This window comes from Colwellia sp. E150_009 (assembly GCF_053543955.1).
The window spans coordinates 1-18,284 of record NZ_JBHFOM010000064.1 but is presented as its reverse complement, the minus strand read 5'-3'; the positions used below and the strand labels follow the sequence as shown (position 1 = coordinate 18,284).

The window sequence follows — 18,284 nt, the reverse complement described above, 5'->3', positions numbered from 1 at the left end:
AAGTACGCAGGAATAGCGCCTGTTACGGAACGCAGTGGCAAAAAAGAATGGATACATTGGCGTTATTCCTGCACTAAATTTTTACGGCAAACCTTCGTTGAGTGGGCTGGACAAACAGTACGGTATTCGTTTTGGGCCAAAGCGTATTATTGTCAGCAAGAAAGCAAAGGGAAACCTCATAACACCATCATCAGAGCGCTTGCTTTTAAGTGGATAAGAATACTATTTAGGTGTTGGAAAACAAGAACTGCTTATGATGAATCGAGATACTTGCAAGCACTGAAAAGCAAAGGGGCTCCGCTATTAAAATATGCGGTGGAAAGTAAGTTTTAGAGCTTGCTGTCCACCTCAGGGCGTGTTGTTATAACTAAATTACACCTAACCTATCAGGTTTTATAGTAAATGAACCCTGATATTCGAATAGCTTATTTGCTAATTCCTCTGAGCTATTCTCTTTTGCGTAATCCAATTCTTGAGCTGTAATACCTGTAATTTGCAGTATATCGACTTTACCAGATATTAAGTCGAATGATTCAGGGAATTGATTTGGCTTTACAACCATTAAGCTTGAAATATTCGGCTCAATTTTCATTGGAATGCGGTCTCCATAGTCAACTAGAGGTTTATCACCATAATGACCAACGGACACAAGAATATTGAAAGCTACTAAACTACGTAACGCATTTATAGCCCAATCACTTTCCTTATTTGTTTCGAGGATAAACTCAGTTCCGAAACCTGAATACTCTTGCGGGTCATCTGACTCCCATGTATTAGACATGCCAGAGGTGACATAAACCCAAGTTTTTCTGTCACTCGTTGGAGCACATTTGAAAACACCAAAATGTAACCATCTAGGATCAATGCTGTCGATGCCAAATTGATTTTTGAATAGAGAGGCATCTAACGGGTAAATACCTTCACCAGTACCGCCAAATAATTCTGGATATACTTGTTCTTCTCTTTGTTCCCACGAATCTTCCAGCAGACTCATAATCTTCCTTTAGTTATAACAGCTTATTGAACACCATTTTGGGGGTTTATAACACCCCAAAACGGCGTATATTACGTGCATTAATAATTTCATTAAAAAACACCTTTGTAAACAAATGATTATATGTATTTTAAAATAACCTTTGTTGTTACGCCCCAAAACGGCTTGTAATAATGTTATTGGACAAAACAAGGGTTACTGTCTATACATAAGGACTATCCGCTTAGCCCGACCTATGCCAATATGTAGTAATAACAAAGGATTCAAATTTACTTAAATCAGGTATAGATTACCCTAAAAATTGGAACCAGTTTATCGACTGGTTCCACAACGATGAAGCCTGTTGGGATTATATTTACAAAATCCGTTGGCCTGACGGCTTCACATGTCCTCGGTGTTATGTGAATAAAACCCCATACAAATTAAAAAACAGTTCGTTAAAATGTGCTGTTTGGTATATCACTAATCAGAAAAATGGCGTTAGTGCTCTAGAAATACAGCGTCTTCTTGGCCTTGGAAGTTATCAGACATCTTGAACCTTATTACATAAGCTACGTTCAACTATGGTTAATCCAGAAAGAGAAAAACTGTTAGGGTTAGTTTAAATTGATGAAACTTTTATTGGTGGCATAGTACCTAGAAAAAGAACCAAAAATCAGAATGGTAAAAGTAATACCAATCTCACTAACTATGTGATCATTTCTACTTGCTAAAATCACCAACTACATCGTTATTTATTTAATAATTAGAACAACTAGTTATTGAAATAAATACCTTGTATTTGGCAATTTTTTCTACGTATAAAATAGATCACTTAATTAATAAAACTAATGGTATGAAACAGTTGTTCTTATTGCAATAGAACTACTCGAGCCTAAAGTTTTTGGTCGAGTGCATTTAAGGCATATGGCTTCGGCAACAAAAGAAAATATCAATCAATTTATTATTGATATAGTGAGGGCTCACCTGTTTATAATTGCGCTAAAGAAAATGGATTCTCTCACCATAAAACAGTTTATTTAGGCTCTGATATTGCGGCACATATAACAATACCCACTGTTTTAACGCATGATGAAGCCAAAACATTATTTATTTTCAGAGGAAAAGGAAGAAGGGTAGATAACTTTACTCCCTCCTTGTTAAATAAGTAACTAACTTTTCTTCAGGTAAAGGTTTATCAATAAAGTAGCCTTGCACCGCATCACAGCCTAAGTTACGCAATACATTAAGTTGATCTTTATTTTCTACGCCTTCTGCAAGCACCCGCTTTCCTAGCCCTTGAGAAAGATTGATCATTGACTTAACAATGGCCAAATCTGAATCATTTGTCGCGACTTCAGTAATAAAACTACGGTCTATTTTAATTGTATCTATAGGTAATTTACGCAAGTATGCTAAAGAAGAATAACCTGTACCAAAGTCGTCAATAGATACCTTAATTCCCATATTTTGTAATGCGGTAATTGTATTCATGGCTGTAGCTATATCTGTCATAACAACATTTTCTGTTATTTCTAACTCTAAATATTTAGGCGATAGTTTTTTTTCTAATAATAAAGTTTGAATATTACTCACTAAGTTAGGATCCTGAAACTCTACTGCTGTGATATTGACAGCAATAGCAATTCGTCGCTTATATTTTTCATACCACCTTGCATTTGCACTGCACGCTTTATTTAAAATATAGTTATCAAACTCACTATTCATATTTAACGCTTCAATATCTTTTAAAAAGCTTACAGGTTGCAACAAGCCTTTTTCGGGATGTTGCCAACGTACTAAAGCTTCAACGCCCTCTAATCGATTAGTAATAAGATTAAGTTGAGGTTGATAATAAAGCACAAATTCATCATTATAAATGGCTAGTTTAAGTTCTTTTTCTTTTAATACTAACCGTCGCCCTTCTGCTTGCATGCCTGATTCAAACGCAATAGTAGGAATATTATTTGTTTCAGCATGATGTAAAGCAAGATTAGCATTTTGTAATAAGTCTTCCTCATTATCGCCATTTTCGGGGTAAGTGCAGAAACCAATACTCGCTTGTATATTCACTTCTTGGTGCTCATCGGTATAAGGTTGACTAATGAGTTGATGCAAATGAACAGGTATTTTATTTAGTGAGGCACTGTCATTATATTCAACAACAAACATAAATGAATCGCCGCTAAGACGCCCAACAGCTTGCGGTATTAGCATACTATTATTTAAGCGATTCGCTATTTCTCCAAGAATAAAATCGCCAGTTTTCAAACCATAAGTATCATTAATAAATTTAAACTGTTTTATATCAATTAAAAATATAGCCAACTGATACGACTTTTCGCTAGCAATAATGATGGCCTCGGAGAGTTTTTCCATTACTTGGCTTCGGTTTAAAGCTCCCGTTAATGAATCATGCATACCTAAATATTGTGCACGACTAATAGCATTTACGGCCATATTACGCTCAGAGCCTTGCATCCAAAGTAACAATATAACCCCTAAAATACTATAAGCACCCACATCAAAATACAGTAATAACAAGCCAATATAGTTGAACCATGGCTCAGTTAAACCAATAAAGGTAATAAATAAATTAAATAAATGGCGAACACCTAAAATAAGAAAAAAAGTAAGTAACAAATTACTTGAAAAGTGTACAGTTTTGTCGACAAAAAGATAGAAGCTAGCAATTAATAGGCAACAAGCAAAAATAATATTTTGTAAGCTGATCTTAAGGTAAAAACGATTAAAGACGTTATTTTCTTCAAAAAAATAAAGCGTTCCCACACTTAACCCAATAAACACAGCTAAGCTAATCACCGTTACAACAAGTTTTTTTGTTGGTTTCACTCGTTTTTTGGCATTATAAAGACCAAGCAATAAAAAGGTTAAGAATAAATATAATCCAACCTGTTGCGCTTGATGGTATAGCAACTGAGCATATGAGCCACTTTTAAGGCTTATGGTATTATTTAATAAAGCGGAGCTGGCGTAGTGACAGCTTAACGAAATTAAGCTATATACCCAATATTTCATATATTCACGGTTAAAAGAGCGAAAATACATAAAAAATATAAATGCTAAAAGTGCGAAAATGATTGCCTGAGTGGCAGATAACATGGCTAATGAGTCTAGCGTTACAAACATTAAATATATGCTGTTTTTGGAGATAAATAGTTAACATATTAAAAAGAGTTTTACACTAAAATACAAGTCTCTATTTTATTCTCATTACAACACGTTATACTAGCTAGTAACTTTTGCTTAAATCAAAGATTATTATTATGGAATATGATACCTCACAATTATGTGACACTTACGCTAATTTAGTTGATGTCGTTGACCCCATCTTTAGTAATTATGGTGGCAGACATTCTTTCGGTGGCAAGGTTGTCACGATAAAATGCTTTGAAGGCACAGGATTAATTGAAAAAATTGTTCAGATGGACGGTAAAAGTAAAGTGCTTGTGATCGACGGTGGTGGCTCTACAAGACGAGCGCTAATTGATGTTAATATTGCTGAAACGGCTGCTAGTAACGGGTGGGAAGGTATTGTTTGTTATGGCAGTGTTCGCGATGTAGATGCTATTGAAGAAATAGAAATAGGCATTCAAGGTTTAGTGTCGATTCCTGTCGGCGCAAATGATAATGAATTTGGCGAATGTGATATTGCTATCAACTTTGGTGGGGTAACTATTTTACCTGATGATCATATTTATGCTGACAACACAGGTATTATTTTATCGCCAGAACCATTAGACATAGAATAAACGGGCAATTAAGTGCTTTAGCTGCATTAAAATTCTATCGTATAGCCTAGAGTGTATTTAACTAATTTATTCAGCTAAGAGGGTTTAGGCTCGATTCATATTTCAGAGAGATTAACACCCTTATTCATAAGGATGTTAATCAAAGCTCACCTCAGGTTGTCAATGAATTAACTCAGGCCTACTATAATTTGAACTTCGCAAGTTGTTCATTCAAATCATTGGCCAACGCAAGTAAATGCTCACTTATCTCTTTACCTCGAATAGCATCAATACTTGATTTCTCGGCAACATCGCTAATATTAACAACATTTATATTAATTTCTTCCGCGGCTAAATTTTGTTGTTTAGCTGCATCTGAAATTTGGCAATTAAGCTCATCTAATTCTTTAATTTGCGATGTAATATCAACTAATAAACTCGCGACATTAGCAACATCTTCCGCTTTTTCATTAGCTTGTTGGCTTGCATCATTCATTGAATCTACTGCACTTTTAGCATCATGTTGTAAAGAGCCGATGGTTGACTGTATTTGGTCAATTGTTTCACGTGTACGGGTTGCTAATGAACGTACTTCATCAGCAACAACAGCAAAACCTCTACCTTGTTCACCCGCCCGAGCCGCTTCAATTGCCGCATTAAGGGCCAATAAATTAGTTTGTTCGGCTATCGCTGTAATCACTTCAAGTACACTACTAACTTCATTAGTTTTATTGCTAAGCTCAGTTATCATACTCGTGTTGTTAATGACTTTATCTCGTAATTCATTAATACCTTTTTTGGCTTCTTCAACCAGTGCTAAACCTTGTGATGCTCGCTCTCTTGCTGATACAGACTTATCAGCTGCGCTTTGTGTATTTTGTTGCACTTCATTAGCTGAAGCATCAAGTTCATTGATGGCTGCTGCCACAGAGTCTGTGCCATTTTTTTGTTCTAAAACAGCGGCTCGTGTTAACGATGATATTTCATCAACACTTTGTGCAGAAAGCGTTAGTTTTTCAGTTGCATCAGATATAGATAAGAAACTATGTTTAAATGTTTTCATCATTCCATTTAGTGCAGAACTTACTGCGCCAAGCTCATCATTATAATTCACTTTAATTTCTTTATTCAAATCAAGACTTTCTTCAACACTTTTAATTGTTGTGCGTAATCTATTTAGTCTAAAGAACACTAATTTTTTGAGCGTGTAGCTTAGTAAACCAAAACTGATGATAGTAATAATAAGTTGTAATATTGTGGCATGGGTAATTGAATTAGTGATGGTTTTATTAACAGAAGATAAATCATAAGTGATTTTTACTGCCCCTAAAATTTCACCATTTTCTACTTGATGACAAGTTAAACAATTTGTCCCCCTATAGTCATCACTTGCTATAATAGGCATGATAAAACTCATCATGTTTTTCCCGTTTTCAGTGAATTTTTCAAACGCTTGAGTGCCTGATAAACCTTGATGTTCAAATGTTGACTTTGCACTTTGATCTTCATGACCATTACCAAACACTTTAGTTAAGGCAGGAGCCCGAAGAATTCTCGCTTCAACAATATCATCCTGACTAACAATTTTATCTTGAATAATTTGCCTATTAGCAATAGTTCCAGTCAACATCATCGTATTGACCGAATCAAAATAATTCAGTGCTAAACTTTCCAAGTTTTTCTCTACAAAATGCTCTGCTAATTCCCGTTCATCATCATAGAAAAAAAAGATTGTTGTACTTAAAAAAACCAATGCAATAATAACAAGTGACACATTAATTTTTTTAGCTAAAGACATATTTTCAAGCATATTTCATCCTATTAATCGGTAATCGAATAGAGGGCTGACACCACAACCTACTCACTGAATCGTACATGCGTACAGATTTCACATATGGCTAATACAATTTACTATTTTCTATCTCTTTTGTCTGTAATAAGAAGCAATATATCCTGTTTTCCTTCATTTATCACATATATATTTACCACTTGTAATCATGCCTTGCGTATAAAAGGAGTAAGCGAGGTTACTCCCCCATAACTTCTTTTTCTTTCAAAGCTTTAGGCTTCAAAAGCAGAACAACAAAAAGCGCAATACATAATATAGTGCCCTAGTTAAAAAAAAATAAAAAGATTACTGTTTATTGATTTATCTCACACTTTATTGTTTTTTCATAATAAAATGCTATGAACTTATACCTTTAACTGGTTATTTCATTCAAGATCTCATCACTACATTTGGTATTTCAAATGAAGACTTTTTAGTAATTTTTCATGAATTGAATTAAACGAACCATTGCTCATCACCACAATACTGTCACCCGCTTGCGCATACGCTGTAATTTTAGTTACCAATTCACTAATATTCTCTTCAACAATGCAAGGAGACTGACAGTTAGCAATTAAATCACTCACTGACCATTTTACATGCTCTCCCTGAAACAAGAATACATGATCAGCTTGGCGCAAAGAAGCAGGTAAAGTATTCTGATGCACACCTGATTTCATTGTATTAGAACGCGGTTCTAATACCGCGATAACTCGCCCTTGATGAGAATTACTGTCTACTTTAGAACGCACGCCAGCCAATGTTTTTGCGATAGCTGTTGGGTGATGGGCAAAATCATCATACACTTGAATATTATTAACACTACCACGCAATTCTAAACGACGTTTGGTGTTAATAAATTCTGCCAAAGCGTCAATCGCAATATGACTCGGCACTCCAGCATGACGGGCAGCAGAGATAGCCATCAAGGCATTGTCGATATTGAAGTCTCCAATTAATCCCCACTTAACTGTGCCTTGTTCCTGACCATTAAAAATAACCTTAAATTCACTACCATCAGCCACTATTTTTTGTGCTTGCCAGCCTTGCTCACAAGCACTTTGCTCAGTCGGTGTCCAACATCCCATTGCTAAGGTTTCTGTTATGGCTACTTCATTATTTGGAGATAAAATTAATCCATTACTGGGTACCATACGAATAAGGTGATGAAACTGCCGTTGTATGTCTGATAAATCATTAAAAATATCGCCGTGATCAAATTCTAGATTATTAATAACTAAGGTTCTTGGACGGTAATGTACAAATTTAGAACGTTTATCAAAAAAAGCCGTGTCATATTCATCGGCTTCAATAACAAAAAAAGGCGCATCACCTAATCGTGCGGAACAATCAAAATTTTGCGGTACACCACCAATTAAAAAGCCTGGAGATAATTGTGCGTATTCTAAAATCCACGTTAACATACTACTGGTGGTTGTTTTACCATGAGTGCCTGACACGGCAAGTACCCAACGATCTTTCAGTACGTTTTCTAACAGCCACTGCGGGCCTGAAGTGTAGGGAATATTTCGATCAAGCATATATTCCACCATTACATTTCCACGAGACATGGCATTACCAACAATTACAAGGTCAGGTTCATCATCAAAGTGCTGTATTTGATAACCCTGCATTAACTCTATGCCCAATTGCTCTAATTGAGTACTCATAGGCGGATAAACGTGGGCATCGCAACCTGTAACCCGAAAACCTAACGCTTTGGCTAATGCAGCAATGCCTCCCATAAAGGTGCCGCAAATGCCGAGAATGTGTACATGTTTAATTTTTTTTGTCATGAAAGAAAAATACTGAAATAAGATGAAAAATTATAACGGTTAATATACCGTATCCACTTATCACAAGTAAAAATATATTGGACATGAAATGTCAGTAAAACCAACAGCAAAAGTGAGTAGTCTTCATATTTACCCTATTAAATCAACTGCGGGGATTAAATTACACTCTACAAAAATTGATGCCTTAGGGCTAACCTTTGACCGTCGGTTTGTTGTCAGCGATCTTTCTGGGCAATTTATTACAGCGAGAACAGAGCCAAAATTATGTTTAGTACAAACAAAACTGTCCCCCCATGGGTTAACATTATCTGCTCCCAATATGCCAACGTTGGCTTTAACCTATACAGCATTCACACCTCACTACCAAAAAGTAACTGTTTGGGGAGATAGTATTGACGGGCAACTTTGTACTGAAAAAGCCAATTCATGGTTCGGTGAGTACTTACAACGCCCCTGTATTTTACTATTCTTTGGTGAAGACTCTTATCGTGAAAGAAGCGCTAATTCGGATAATGCTCGAAAACTAGCATTTGCTGATGGTTACCCTTTGCTACTCATTTCTCAAGCATCGTTAGATGATCTCAATGCACGATTATTAGACAGTCAACCTAACAGTGAAAGCTGTAGTAATAATATTCAAGAAATGGTGTCGATGGCACAATTTAGGCCAAATATTGTTGTCGAAAACACACCGCCTTTTGCTGAAGACACTTGGCAACATATTCGTATTGGCGATGTTGAGTTCAAGGTAAGTAAACCTTGTGAACGCTGTGTATTTACTACCATTAATCCTAAAACTGGTGAAAAACATCCACAACAACAACCATTACGCATGTTAACCTCTTTTAGACAAAGCCCGCATGGTGAAGTGCTGTTTGGTCAAAATTTAATAGCGCTCAATAGTGGCACTATAAATACAGGAGATGAGTTAACTATTACCAGTAAACAAAAACCCCCTATTTTTGTTATATCTGAACCAGCAACACAAACAACGACTACCGCGAGTCATAGCAAAAAAGTTAACAACATAGAAAATGGTGATAATCTAACCGATCGTATTGTGGACAAGTCAGTAAGCAAAAAGCTAAACATTGTTTTTGAAAAGTGGAACAAAAAGTACCAAATCCCCTCTCCTACTCCAAATACTAATATTCAAGACAATGAACAGGCAAAAACACTATTAGAAAATGGCGAAGATGCTGGACTTATATTACCTTATTCATGTCGTGCTGGCATGTGTGGTCGCTGCAAAGCCAAACTAATCAGTGGTGAAGTAAAACAATTACCTATAGATGGCTTTAATGGTTTAACTGCTCAAGAAATAGATGAAGGGTATATTTTATGTTGCTCAACCATTGCAATAAGTGATGTGGTCATTAAACATACATAATATTTTATATGATGTGAAACTAGGTTGACATTTATCACCATTAAAAACTTACCTTTTCTTTTCAATTGCTCGTCAATAAAATGTATTAATTGCACGAGCATCCCTTATACATGTTCAAACTTGCCTGCTGCATTGACGCTTATCAATTAACTAAACAAAAACCACAAAAGATTGATATAAATCAACAGACTTCCGTAATTAAAAAAGTTGATTTTAGAAATTGATTTAAATCAACTTTTAAAATCAAACAGAGTGTAAGAATTAAGCCCACAAAAAGTACAAATCAACAAAAAAAATAATCACTGTACTAACTAACACTTTAATTGATTTATAAAACATAAAACGGGAATAATACAATGAAAACAAAAATTTTGAATACAAACAAATTTGCCCTCTCAGTATTAACTGCGGCTATTCTATCTGCTCCTTCAGCATTTGCTGCTGATCCTGCACATGGCAAAAGCATCTCTGATGCCCTAGCTGACAGTAAAGTTAATATTTCATTTCGTGCTCGTTATGAAGCGGTTGACGAAGATGGTGCATCAGGCGCTGCTGACAAAGATGCAGATGCACTTACCTTAAAAAGCCGTTTAACACTAAATACGGGTGCGTACCAAGGTTTTTCACTCGGATTAGAAGTAGACAATGTGACTGCTATCGTTGATGACTATAATGATGCAGCAGGAAACAACCCAACAGATTCAGTCATTGCAGATCCTGAAATTACCGATGTTAACCAAGCATATATTAAATATACTAATGGTGATCTGAAAGCAACGGCTGGTCGTCAACGCATTTTACATAACAACCAACGTTTTGTTGGGGGTGTAGGCTGGAGACAAAACGAACAAACTTATGATGGTGTACGTATTGAATACGCACTTAATGACGCTTTATCTTTAGATTACAGCTACATTCATAATGCTAATCGTATTTTTGCTGACGATGCAAAATCTGATTTAGGCGGTGATTTTCATTTTATTAATGCCGCTTACAAAGTAAATAAAGCACACAAGATAACAGCTTTTGCCTATATTCTTGACTTTGACACAGCTGCTGCACTATCTACTAGCACTTATGGCGCCTTATATAATGGTAAATTTGATGCAGTTTTTGTTAATGCAAGCCTAGCAACACAAAGTGACAATGGTGATAATGCTAACAGTTTTGATGCAAATTATATCAATGCTGAAATTGGTTCTAAGTTAGGTAAAGTCACGGTGTTAGGCGGCTATGAATTGCTTGGTAGTGATAATGGTGTTGCTTTCAGCACACCATTTGCCACACTACATAAATTCCAAGGTTGGGCTGATAAATTCTTAGGTACGCCAGCAAACGGTGTTCAAGATATTTATGTAACTGTTAAAGGCGCTGTTGCAGGTGTTAAATTAAGCGCAACCTATCACAACCTAACTTCTGACGCTAATGATATTGATTACGGTAACGAATTAGATTTAGTAGCTAATTACCAAGTAAATAAAAACTATAGTCTTTTAGCTAAATTTGCTAATTATAGTGCTGATGATTACTCAACAGACACTAACAAACTATGGTTACAAGCCGTTGCTAAATTTTAATAAAAATTAATTTATAAAAGATAATTTATAAAAGAGTATAGGAGTTTTGGTGTTAATCAAAACTCCTTTTTATTTCAAAAATAAATACTTTGTTGTACTGTTTTCTAACTTCCAACTTGGCGATAAAACGATTAGAATAACCGCGGTTTTTTACGGTTAGGCTTTTCTATTGTTATTGATGATCGACAATTACGACTCATTTACGTATAATTTAGTGCACTATTTTCAGGCGTTAGGTCAAGAAGTGAAAGTGGCTAGACACGATGAAATTAGCTTATTTGAGATCGACCAACTCAACCCCGACTATTTAGTTATTTCTCCTGGACCATGTAACCCCGATAGTGCGGGCATTTCGTTAGCTGTTGTAAAGCAATTTTCTGGAAAGATCCCTTTACTCGGTGTCTGTTTAGGTCACCAATGTATTGCCCAACATTTTGGCGCTAAAATAATCAAAGCTAAAAAATTAATGCATGGTAAAACAAGTACTATTACACACAGCGAATCAGGATTATTTCAAAACATTAAACAATCTTTACAAGTAACTCGATACCATTCACTGGTTGTAGAACAATCATCATTACCTGATGACTTAATGATAACTGCTTGGAGTCTAGATGAGTTAGGCAACAAAGATGAAATTATGGCTTTACAACATAAAAAGCTTGCTCTTTGCAGCGTTCAATTCCATCCTGAGTCTATACTAACAGAGCAGGGTTCAGCATTATTGAAAAATTTTCTAGCAATGGCGTAGTCCATAACAAAAGAAATTTAGACAAATAAAACGTTTTTTCTCTCATTAATACTTTGATTACATAAACCGATAACCTTAGAATAACTTTTACTTTATACTTTTTGAAATAAAAAGCAGGCTTGTAAGGCACTAATTAAATCCTATGCTATTTTTTGACAATAACGACACGCTTTCTGCAATACATCAACAAGCTATTAGTTTAGCTATTAGTAAAGACTTTGCTGAGCAACGTAATGGCAAAATAAATCTTGTTGATTTTCAAGGCAGTGAGCAAGAAAACCGCCGCAGAGAATTATTGTCTGTTGAAGTAAAAGCACAACAAGAAAAAATCGTAGCAGCACATGGTGAAGAACACTTTCGCAAACAAGTAATGGCCACATTTTTCGCGCAAGTAAATAAAAAAATCAATGAAGAATTTGATAATAAAGCACACTTATATAATCGTGTACTTAGTATTGAAGAAGCTGCCCCAATGATTTTAGAGTTACTTTCTTTACGAGCAACCTCAATTAATAAAATAAAACCCTTAGCGACCTCATTACCTTGGCTAGCAACTGACATCGTTACTTTAGTGAATAAACCTCAATACCGAAAGCGCGCTGACGTGCAAGTAAATGATGCTAAACTTGCCTTGAGTTATTTGGGCATAGAGAACTTAAAATTAGTAATGCCAACTTTTATTTTAAAGCATTGGCTCCCTATAAGTACCGCACCATTTAGCTTAATGAAGCGAAAACTATGGAATGAAAGCTTATCTATCGCACTAGCCTCAAGTACACTTGCAGAACATTCGGGTATTAATCGTTATACAGCCTTTACTACGGGTATGTTGTCTAATATAGGTAAACTTGCCATTACTCGCTGTTTTTTAACTACTTATAATCGAATGTACAAACAAGAATTACGTGATGCTTTTAATACAAAAGATAAACGTTTACATAATATTCTAGTCACAATTAAAAACCCTCCCGAGCTGTTACTTGAACAATTAGTACTACGTAGTAGTAAATTATCAGCTGAATTAATAGAATTAATGAACTTTGATCGGTTAACAATAACTGAAGCAATGTTTGACCTAGCCTATGCTGATACAATAGATAAGATGTGCTCTATCGCCCAAATAGTTACCAAAGCAAAGGCTTATATTAGTTATCGTAATTTAGCAAAAAATAATTTAATTACTGATGAAGAAAAAACAACTTTATTTAACGCGGCAAAACTGAGTGAAAGCGATATTTCTTTACTTAATGCAAGTGATATAGACCACATAAAGTTAAAATTTAACTAATTTCTACTCATTTCTACCCGTTGTAGCCAAATTATTTTTGATTATTTATTAAAATATCTAAATAACCATTTTCACTTAACCAAACTACCTATGTTAAACAAAAAGAACTTTTTTGTATTTTTTATTGCAACTATAAATATTCATTTAATCTGAATAAAAACTGTCAAAGCTTTGTTTTTACTAGCCTACAGCCAATTCAAGCAAGACAGCATGTTTTTTTCCTGTCATAATAACCTTCTATTTTTTATACGCTGAAAAATATTCTTAGCAAGATAAAACTTATTGCTTATATACTAAACTAGTATTACCCATGCAAATATAGTTATCCATTTTTTGAGGAGTTTGAAATGTCAGAACAGTTTTCTGTAAATCGCGAGTTATTTGATGAAGTTATGGTACCTAATTATGCCCCTTCTGCTGTAATACCCGTGCGCGGTCAAGGCTCTCGTGTTTGGGATCAACAAAATAATGAGTATGTTGATTTTGCTGGCGGTATCGCTGTAAATTGCTTAGGTCATTGTCATCCTGCAGCAGTTGGTGCATTACAAGCACAAAGTGAAAAAATTTGGCATTTGTCTAATGTAATGACCAATGAACCAGCCTTACGTTTAGCTAAAAAATTAGTTGACAACACATTTGCAGAAAAAGTGTATTTTGCTAACTCGGGTGCAGAATCAAACGAGGCGGCATTAAAACTGGCACGTCGTTGGGCACTTGAGGTACACGGTAGTGAGAAATCGCAGATTATTGCTTTTAACCAAGGCTTTCACGGCCGTACATTCTTTACTGTTACCGTAGGTGGGCAAGCAGCATATTCTGATGGTTTTGGTCCAAAACCAGGTGATATTGTTCATGCTGAATATAATAATTTAGACAGTGTAAAAGCTCTGATTTCTGATAAAACTTGTGCCATCATGCTCGAACCTTTACAAGGTGAAGGTGGTATTATTTCTCCTACTAATGAATTTATTAAAGGTGTTCGTGAATTATGTAACCAACATAATGCCTTATTAATTTTTGATGAAGTACAAACAGGCGTTGGTCGTTTAGGGTCTTTTTATGCTTATATGGATTTAGGTGTTACACCTGATATTTTAACATCAGCTAAAGGCTTAGGTGGCGGTTTTCCTATTGGTGCTATGTTAACAACCACTGATATTGCCCAACATCTAAAAGTAGGTACTCATGGCAGTACATATGGTGGCAACCCACTCGCTTGTGCCGTAAGTGAAGCCGTTATTGATGTGGTAAATACGCCAGAAGTACTTAATGGTATAAAAACAAAAGCACAAATTTTTGTTGATGGCTTACAAGCCATCAATGCTAAATACAATGTCTTTAAAGAAATACGTGGTAAAGGTTTATTAATTGGTGCTGTGTTAAATGACGCATACCAAGGTAAAGCAAAAGACTTTTTAATCGCAGCTATGAGCGAAGGTGTAATGACTTTAGTTGCTGGGGCTAATATAGTTCGCTTTGCACCTTCGTTAATTATTCCCGAGGAAGATATAAAAGAGGGGCTAGCACGCTTTGAAAAGGCAGTTGCTAATATAGCATCTTAAGATAAAACCCTACCCAAAACTATTGCTACCTAGTTTATAGGCGGCAATAGTTTCTTTTAATCATCGAGAACTATTTATGATTATCATCCGTCCTATAAGAATGAATGATTATGACGACTTATATCGTATAGCCATTGAATCAGGCCATGGTTTCACGTCATTACCTGTTAACGAAGACATTTTAAAAAAACGTATAATGCACTCAGAAGAGTCATTTAAAGCGCAAGTAAGTCAACCAGGTAATCAGGGCTATTTGTTTGTGATGGAAGATACCGAAACAGGTCAAGTTGTTGGTACCACAGGTATTGAAGCAGCCGTTGGCTTAGATAATGCATTTTATCACTACCACTTAGGTAAAGTGGTTCATAGTTCGCGTGAATTGAATATTCATAATACCGTTGAAACACTTTCACTTTGTAATGATTACACTGGTGCAACTGAAATTTGTACTTTGTTTTTACAAGAAAGCCACCGCAAAGATAGTAATGGACGCTTCCTATCTCGCTGTCGATTTTTATTTATCGCTGAACACAGCAAACGCTTTTCTGATTGCGTGATTGCTGAAATGCGAGGCGTAAGTGATGAAAATGGCAGATCCCCTTTTTATGATTGGCTTGAAGAACATTTTCTTTCTATTGAGTTTACCAAAGCAGATTACTTAACAGGAATAGGAAACAAAGACTTTATTGCTGAATTAATGCCTAAATACCCTGTTTACGTCAGTTTACTCAATAAAGAAGCACAGCAGGTTATTAACCAAGTACACAACAATACTGTACCTGCCTTACGTTTACTTAAAGCTGAAGGTTTTTCTCGTCGAGGGTATATTGATATTTTTGATGCTGGCCCCACGGTTGAAGCGGAAAGAAGTCAAATCAGAACTGTGCGAGAAAGCAATAAATATCAGGTACTTATTGATGACAACCATGAAGATCAAAGTAATCAAAAATACATTATTTGCAATACCAAAGTAGAAGAATTCAGAGCAATACAAGCGAAATTATCGCTACGTGAAACCGCAAACCAAGTCGTACTTAGCAGTAATATAGCACAAGCATTACAAGTACAAGAAGGTAATTTCATTCGCCTTATTAGTAATTAACAGCCTAAACTAACATAGAAATTAACATAGGAATAAACATGTCAAACGTTCAATTTATTAATGGTCAATGGCAAGCAGGTTTAGGTCATGATGTTACCTCACTAAACCCTGCAAAAAATGAAGTGATCTGGCAAGGTAAAACAGCATCACCTGAGCAAGTTGAATTAGCAATTAGCAGTGCTCGTAATGCTTTTGAAAGTTGGTCTACTCGTTGCTTTGAAGATCGCGTCAGCATAGTCACTAAGTTCGCAGAACTCTTAGGTGAAAACAAAGACGCATTAGCAGACACCATATCCTTAGAAACAGGTAAGCCTCGTTGGGAAACGCTAGGTGAAGTTGGTGCGATGATAGGCAAAATTAATATATCACTCAATGCTTATAAAGAACGTACAGGCACAATCGAAAACCCTATGCCTGGAGCAAAAGCATTTATTCGTCATAAACCTCATGGAGTGGTCGCTGTATTTGGTCCTTATAATTTCCCTGGGCATTTACCTAATGGCCATATTGTTCCTGCACTTATCGCGGGTAATACCATTGTATTTAAACCAAGTGAATTAACACCAAAAGTTGCTGAGGAAATGGTAAAAATATGGCAAGCAGCTGGGCTTCCTGCTGGTGTTATTAATCTGGTTCAAGGTGAGGTAGACACAGGTAAAGCACTTGCTAGTAACAAAATGATAGATGGTTTGTTCTTTACAGGCAGTTCAACCACAGGTCACTTGTTGCACGAACAGTTTGGCGGTCAACCTGGAAAGATTTTAGCTTTAGAGATGGGAGGAAACAACCCACTTATAGTGAAAGAAATTAGTGATGTTACTGCGGTTGTACACGATATTATTCAATCGGCTTTTGTTACAACAGGACAACGTTGTACCTGTGCTCGTCGTTTATTCATTGAACAAGGCGAACAGGGCGATGCTATTATTGCGAAGCTTATTGAGGCAACTAAAGCACTCACTATTGGTTATTATGATGATGAGGAACAACCTTTTATTGGTTCAATGATTTCTGAAAAAGCAGCTTTAGGTTTAGTTGCTGCGCAGCAGAAATTAATCAACTTAGGTGCAACACCATTACTTGAATTAAAACATTTAGAAGCAAACACTGGCTTTATTTCACCTGGAATTGTTGATGTTACCAACATAGTTGCCGATGTTCCTGATGAAGAATATTTTGGCCCACTATTAAAAGTATATCGTTACACTGATTTTGATGAGGCCATCAACGAAGCCAATAACACAGGCTTTGGTTTATCTGCAGGTTTATTAAGTGACAGCGCAGCCTTATATGATCATTTCTTTACCCGTATTCGTGCTGGTATTGTTAATTGGAATAAACCAATTACTGGTGCAAGTAGTGCTGCGCCTTTTGGTGGTATAGGCGCAAGTGGTAACCACAGAGCAAGTGCGTTTTATGCTGCTGACTATTGTGCTTACCCCATAGCCTCAGTAGAAGCCGAAAAAGTTAGCTTACCAGCCACATTAAGCCCTGGTATAAAACTGTAATACTTACTGAAATAAGAATGTGATCTAACCATGTATTTTAATGATACTTATATGCTAACCAAGCAAAGAGAAGAAGGGGTTCGCCCCAACTTCTTTAAGAGTATCGATCAGCTCTAATATTGGTGGTAGCGTCAGTTATCACCAAACTTTCTCATAGTCCTGCGAAGAAAAATCAATAACTGCCATTACCTCCTTTTTGTAATTAATAATCTATCCATTGCTAAAATAAAGGAAAACTTATGACACAAGTAACTAAACTTTTTGATAATATTTGGCAGCAATATATTGCTGTAACCCCTTCAGCAAACAATATACACCAACTTTTAGGTGATGGAAAAAAAGTGGTTAACGACCATGTTGCCTATCGCACTTTTAATACTGACAAAGTCAACTTAAACAAGTTTGCTAATCACTTGATTGCTCTTGGATATGATGAGTGTGGCCAATATAATTTTGTTGCAAAGAAATTAACCGCCAAGCATTTTGAACATCAGGATGCCTCTATGCCAAAAGTTTTTGTCAGCGAACTGCGTGTAGAAGAATTCTCACCTTCAGTACAAAAAATAATCCACTCGTTAGTTGAACAATTACCCGACAATATAAGTGAGCAACCCAACTTTTTATATTCAGGTCGACCATGGAAAATTAGTTTTAAAGATTATCAAACATTACTAGCTGAGAGTGACTATGCTGCTTGGTTAGCCGCTTGGGGTTATCGTGCAAATCACTTTACTGTTAGCATCAACCATCTAGAAAG

14 protein-coding genes and 1 pseudogene are annotated in these 18,284 nt (G+C 35.9%); 11 read left to right on the top strand and 4 right to left on the bottom strand.

Annotated elements, in window-relative coordinates:
* A partial coding sequence (locus ACE1OF_RS18770; protein WP_448896375.1) for a transposase occupies positions 1-333 on the top strand: 333 nt, incomplete at its 5' end.
* A 34-nt stretch (positions 334-367) separates the two neighbouring features.
* Here the strand turns inward: ACE1OF_RS18770 and ACE1OF_RS18765 are convergent.
* A complete protein-coding gene (locus ACE1OF_RS18765) occupies positions 368-994 on the bottom strand; it encodes a suppressor of fused domain protein (RefSeq protein WP_448896374.1) in 627 nt (208 codons plus the stop codon).
* A 251-nt stretch (positions 995-1,245) separates the two neighbouring features.
* On the opposite strand from ACE1OF_RS18765, the pseudogene ACE1OF_RS18760 reads away from it, so the two are divergent.
* Positions 1,246-1,596, top strand: a pseudogene (locus tag ACE1OF_RS18760) (transposase); the annotation flags it as partial.
* A gap of 523 nt (positions 1,597-2,119) precedes the next feature.
* On the opposite strand, the gene ACE1OF_RS18755 reads toward ACE1OF_RS18760, so the two are convergent.
* Complete coding sequence (locus ACE1OF_RS18755; protein ID WP_448896372.1) at positions 2,120-4,123, bottom strand: putative bifunctional diguanylate cyclase/phosphodiesterase; 2,004 nt, start codon at positions 4,121-4,123, stop codon at positions 2,120-2,122.
* A 137-nt stretch (positions 4,124-4,260) separates the two neighbouring features.
* Here ACE1OF_RS18755 and rraA point away from each other — a divergent pair, with 137 nt between their 5' ends.
* A complete protein-coding gene (gene rraA, locus ACE1OF_RS18750) occupies positions 4,261-4,746 on the top strand; it encodes a ribonuclease E activity regulator RraA (protein WP_448896370.1) in 486 nt (161 codons plus the stop codon).
* Positions 4,747-4,927: 181 nt separating this feature from the next.
* On the opposite strand, the gene ACE1OF_RS18745 is transcribed toward rraA, so the two are convergent.
* Positions 4,928-6,535, bottom strand: coding sequence for a methyl-accepting chemotaxis protein (locus tag ACE1OF_RS18745; protein ID WP_448896369.1), 1,608 nt, complete (start codon positions 6,533-6,535; stop codon positions 4,928-4,930).
* Between the two features lie 422 nt (positions 6,536-6,957).
* Positions 6,958-8,349, bottom strand: coding sequence for a UDP-N-acetylmuramate:L-alanyl-gamma-D-glutamyl-meso-diaminopimelate ligase (gene mpl, locus ACE1OF_RS18740; RefSeq protein ID WP_448896368.1), 1,392 nt, complete (start codon positions 8,347-8,349; stop codon positions 6,958-6,960).
* A gap of 88 nt (positions 8,350-8,437) precedes the next feature.
* Here mpl and ACE1OF_RS18735 point away from each other — a divergent pair, with 88 nt between their 5' ends.
* The 8 genes from ACE1OF_RS18735 to ACE1OF_RS18700 form a co-directional block, all read left to right on the top strand.
* A complete protein-coding gene (locus ACE1OF_RS18735) occupies positions 8,438-9,739 on the top strand; it encodes a YcbX family protein (protein ID WP_448896366.1) in 1,302 nt (433 codons plus the stop codon).
* Positions 9,740-10,095: 356 nt separating this feature from the next.
* Positions 10,096-11,316: an alginate export family protein gene (locus ACE1OF_RS18730; protein ID WP_448896365.1), complete on the top strand. Its 1,221-nt coding sequence runs from the start codon at positions 10,096-10,098 to the stop codon at positions 11,314-11,316.
* A 169-nt stretch (positions 11,317-11,485) separates the two neighbouring features.
* A complete protein-coding gene (locus ACE1OF_RS18725; RefSeq protein ID WP_448896364.1) occupies positions 11,486-12,067 on the top strand; it encodes an anthranilate synthase component II in 582 nt (193 codons plus the stop codon).
* A gap of 142 nt (positions 12,068-12,209) precedes the next feature.
* Positions 12,210-13,355, top strand: coding sequence for an HDOD domain-containing protein (locus ACE1OF_RS18720; protein WP_448896363.1), 1,146 nt, complete (start codon positions 12,210-12,212; stop codon positions 13,353-13,355).
* A 347-nt stretch (positions 13,356-13,702) separates the two neighbouring features.
* A complete protein-coding gene (locus tag ACE1OF_RS18715; RefSeq protein ID WP_448896361.1) occupies positions 13,703-14,917 on the top strand; it encodes an aspartate aminotransferase family protein in 1,215 nt (404 codons plus the stop codon).
* Between the two features lie 76 nt (positions 14,918-14,993).
* Positions 14,994-16,019: an arginine N-succinyltransferase gene (astA, locus tag ACE1OF_RS18710; RefSeq protein ID WP_448896360.1), complete on the top strand. Its 1,026-nt coding sequence runs from the start codon at positions 14,994-14,996 to the stop codon at positions 16,017-16,019.
* Between the two features lie 38 nt (positions 16,020-16,057).
* Positions 16,058-17,527 carry a succinylglutamate-semialdehyde dehydrogenase gene (gene astD / locus ACE1OF_RS18705; protein ID WP_448896359.1) on the top strand — a complete coding sequence of 490 codons (1,470 nt, stop codon included), beginning with the start codon at positions 16,058-16,060 and terminating at the stop codon, positions 17,525-17,527.
* A 239-nt stretch (positions 17,528-17,766) separates the two neighbouring features.
* Positions 17,767-18,284, top strand: a 518-nt coding sequence (locus ACE1OF_RS18700) for a 2-oxoadipate dioxygenase/decarboxylase family protein (protein WP_448896357.1), incomplete at its 3' end; no start/stop codon positions are given.

Bases quoted from the DNA above. Each gene is read 5' to 3' on its own strand.
- ACE1OF_RS18765 (WP_448896374.1), bottom strand. From the start codon at position 994: ATGAGTCTGCTGGAAGATTCGTGGGAACAAAGAGAAGAACAAGTATAT.
- ACE1OF_RS18755 (WP_448896372.1), bottom strand. From the start codon at position 4,123: ATGTTTGTAACGCTAGACTCATTAGCCATGTTATCTGCCACTCAGGCA.
- rraA (WP_448896370.1), top strand. From the start codon at position 4,261: ATGGAATATGATACCTCACAATTATGTGACACTTACGCTAATTTAGTT.
- ACE1OF_RS18745 (WP_448896369.1), bottom strand. From the start codon at position 6,535: ATGCTTGAAAATATGTCTTTAGCTAAAAAAATTAATGTGTCACTTGTT.
- mpl (WP_448896368.1), bottom strand. From the start codon at position 8,349: ATGACAAAAAAAATTAAACATGTACACATTCTCGGCATTTGCGGCACC.
- ACE1OF_RS18735 (WP_448896366.1), top strand. From the start codon at position 8,438: ATGTCAGTAAAACCAACAGCAAAAGTGAGTAGTCTTCATATTTACCCT.
- ACE1OF_RS18730 (WP_448896365.1), top strand. From the start codon at position 10,096: ATGAAAACAAAAATTTTGAATACAAACAAATTTGCCCTCTCAGTATTA.
- ACE1OF_RS18720 (WP_448896363.1), top strand. From the start codon at position 12,210: ATGCTATTTTTTGACAATAACGACACGCTTTCTGCAATACATCAACAA.
- ACE1OF_RS18715 (WP_448896361.1), top strand. From the start codon at position 13,703: ATGTCAGAACAGTTTTCTGTAAATCGCGAGTTATTTGATGAAGTTATG.
- astA (WP_448896360.1), top strand. From the start codon at position 14,994: ATGATTATCATCCGTCCTATAAGAATGAATGATTATGACGACTTATAT.
- astD (WP_448896359.1), top strand. From the start codon at position 16,058: ATGTCAAACGTTCAATTTATTAATGGTCAATGGCAAGCAGGTTTAGGT.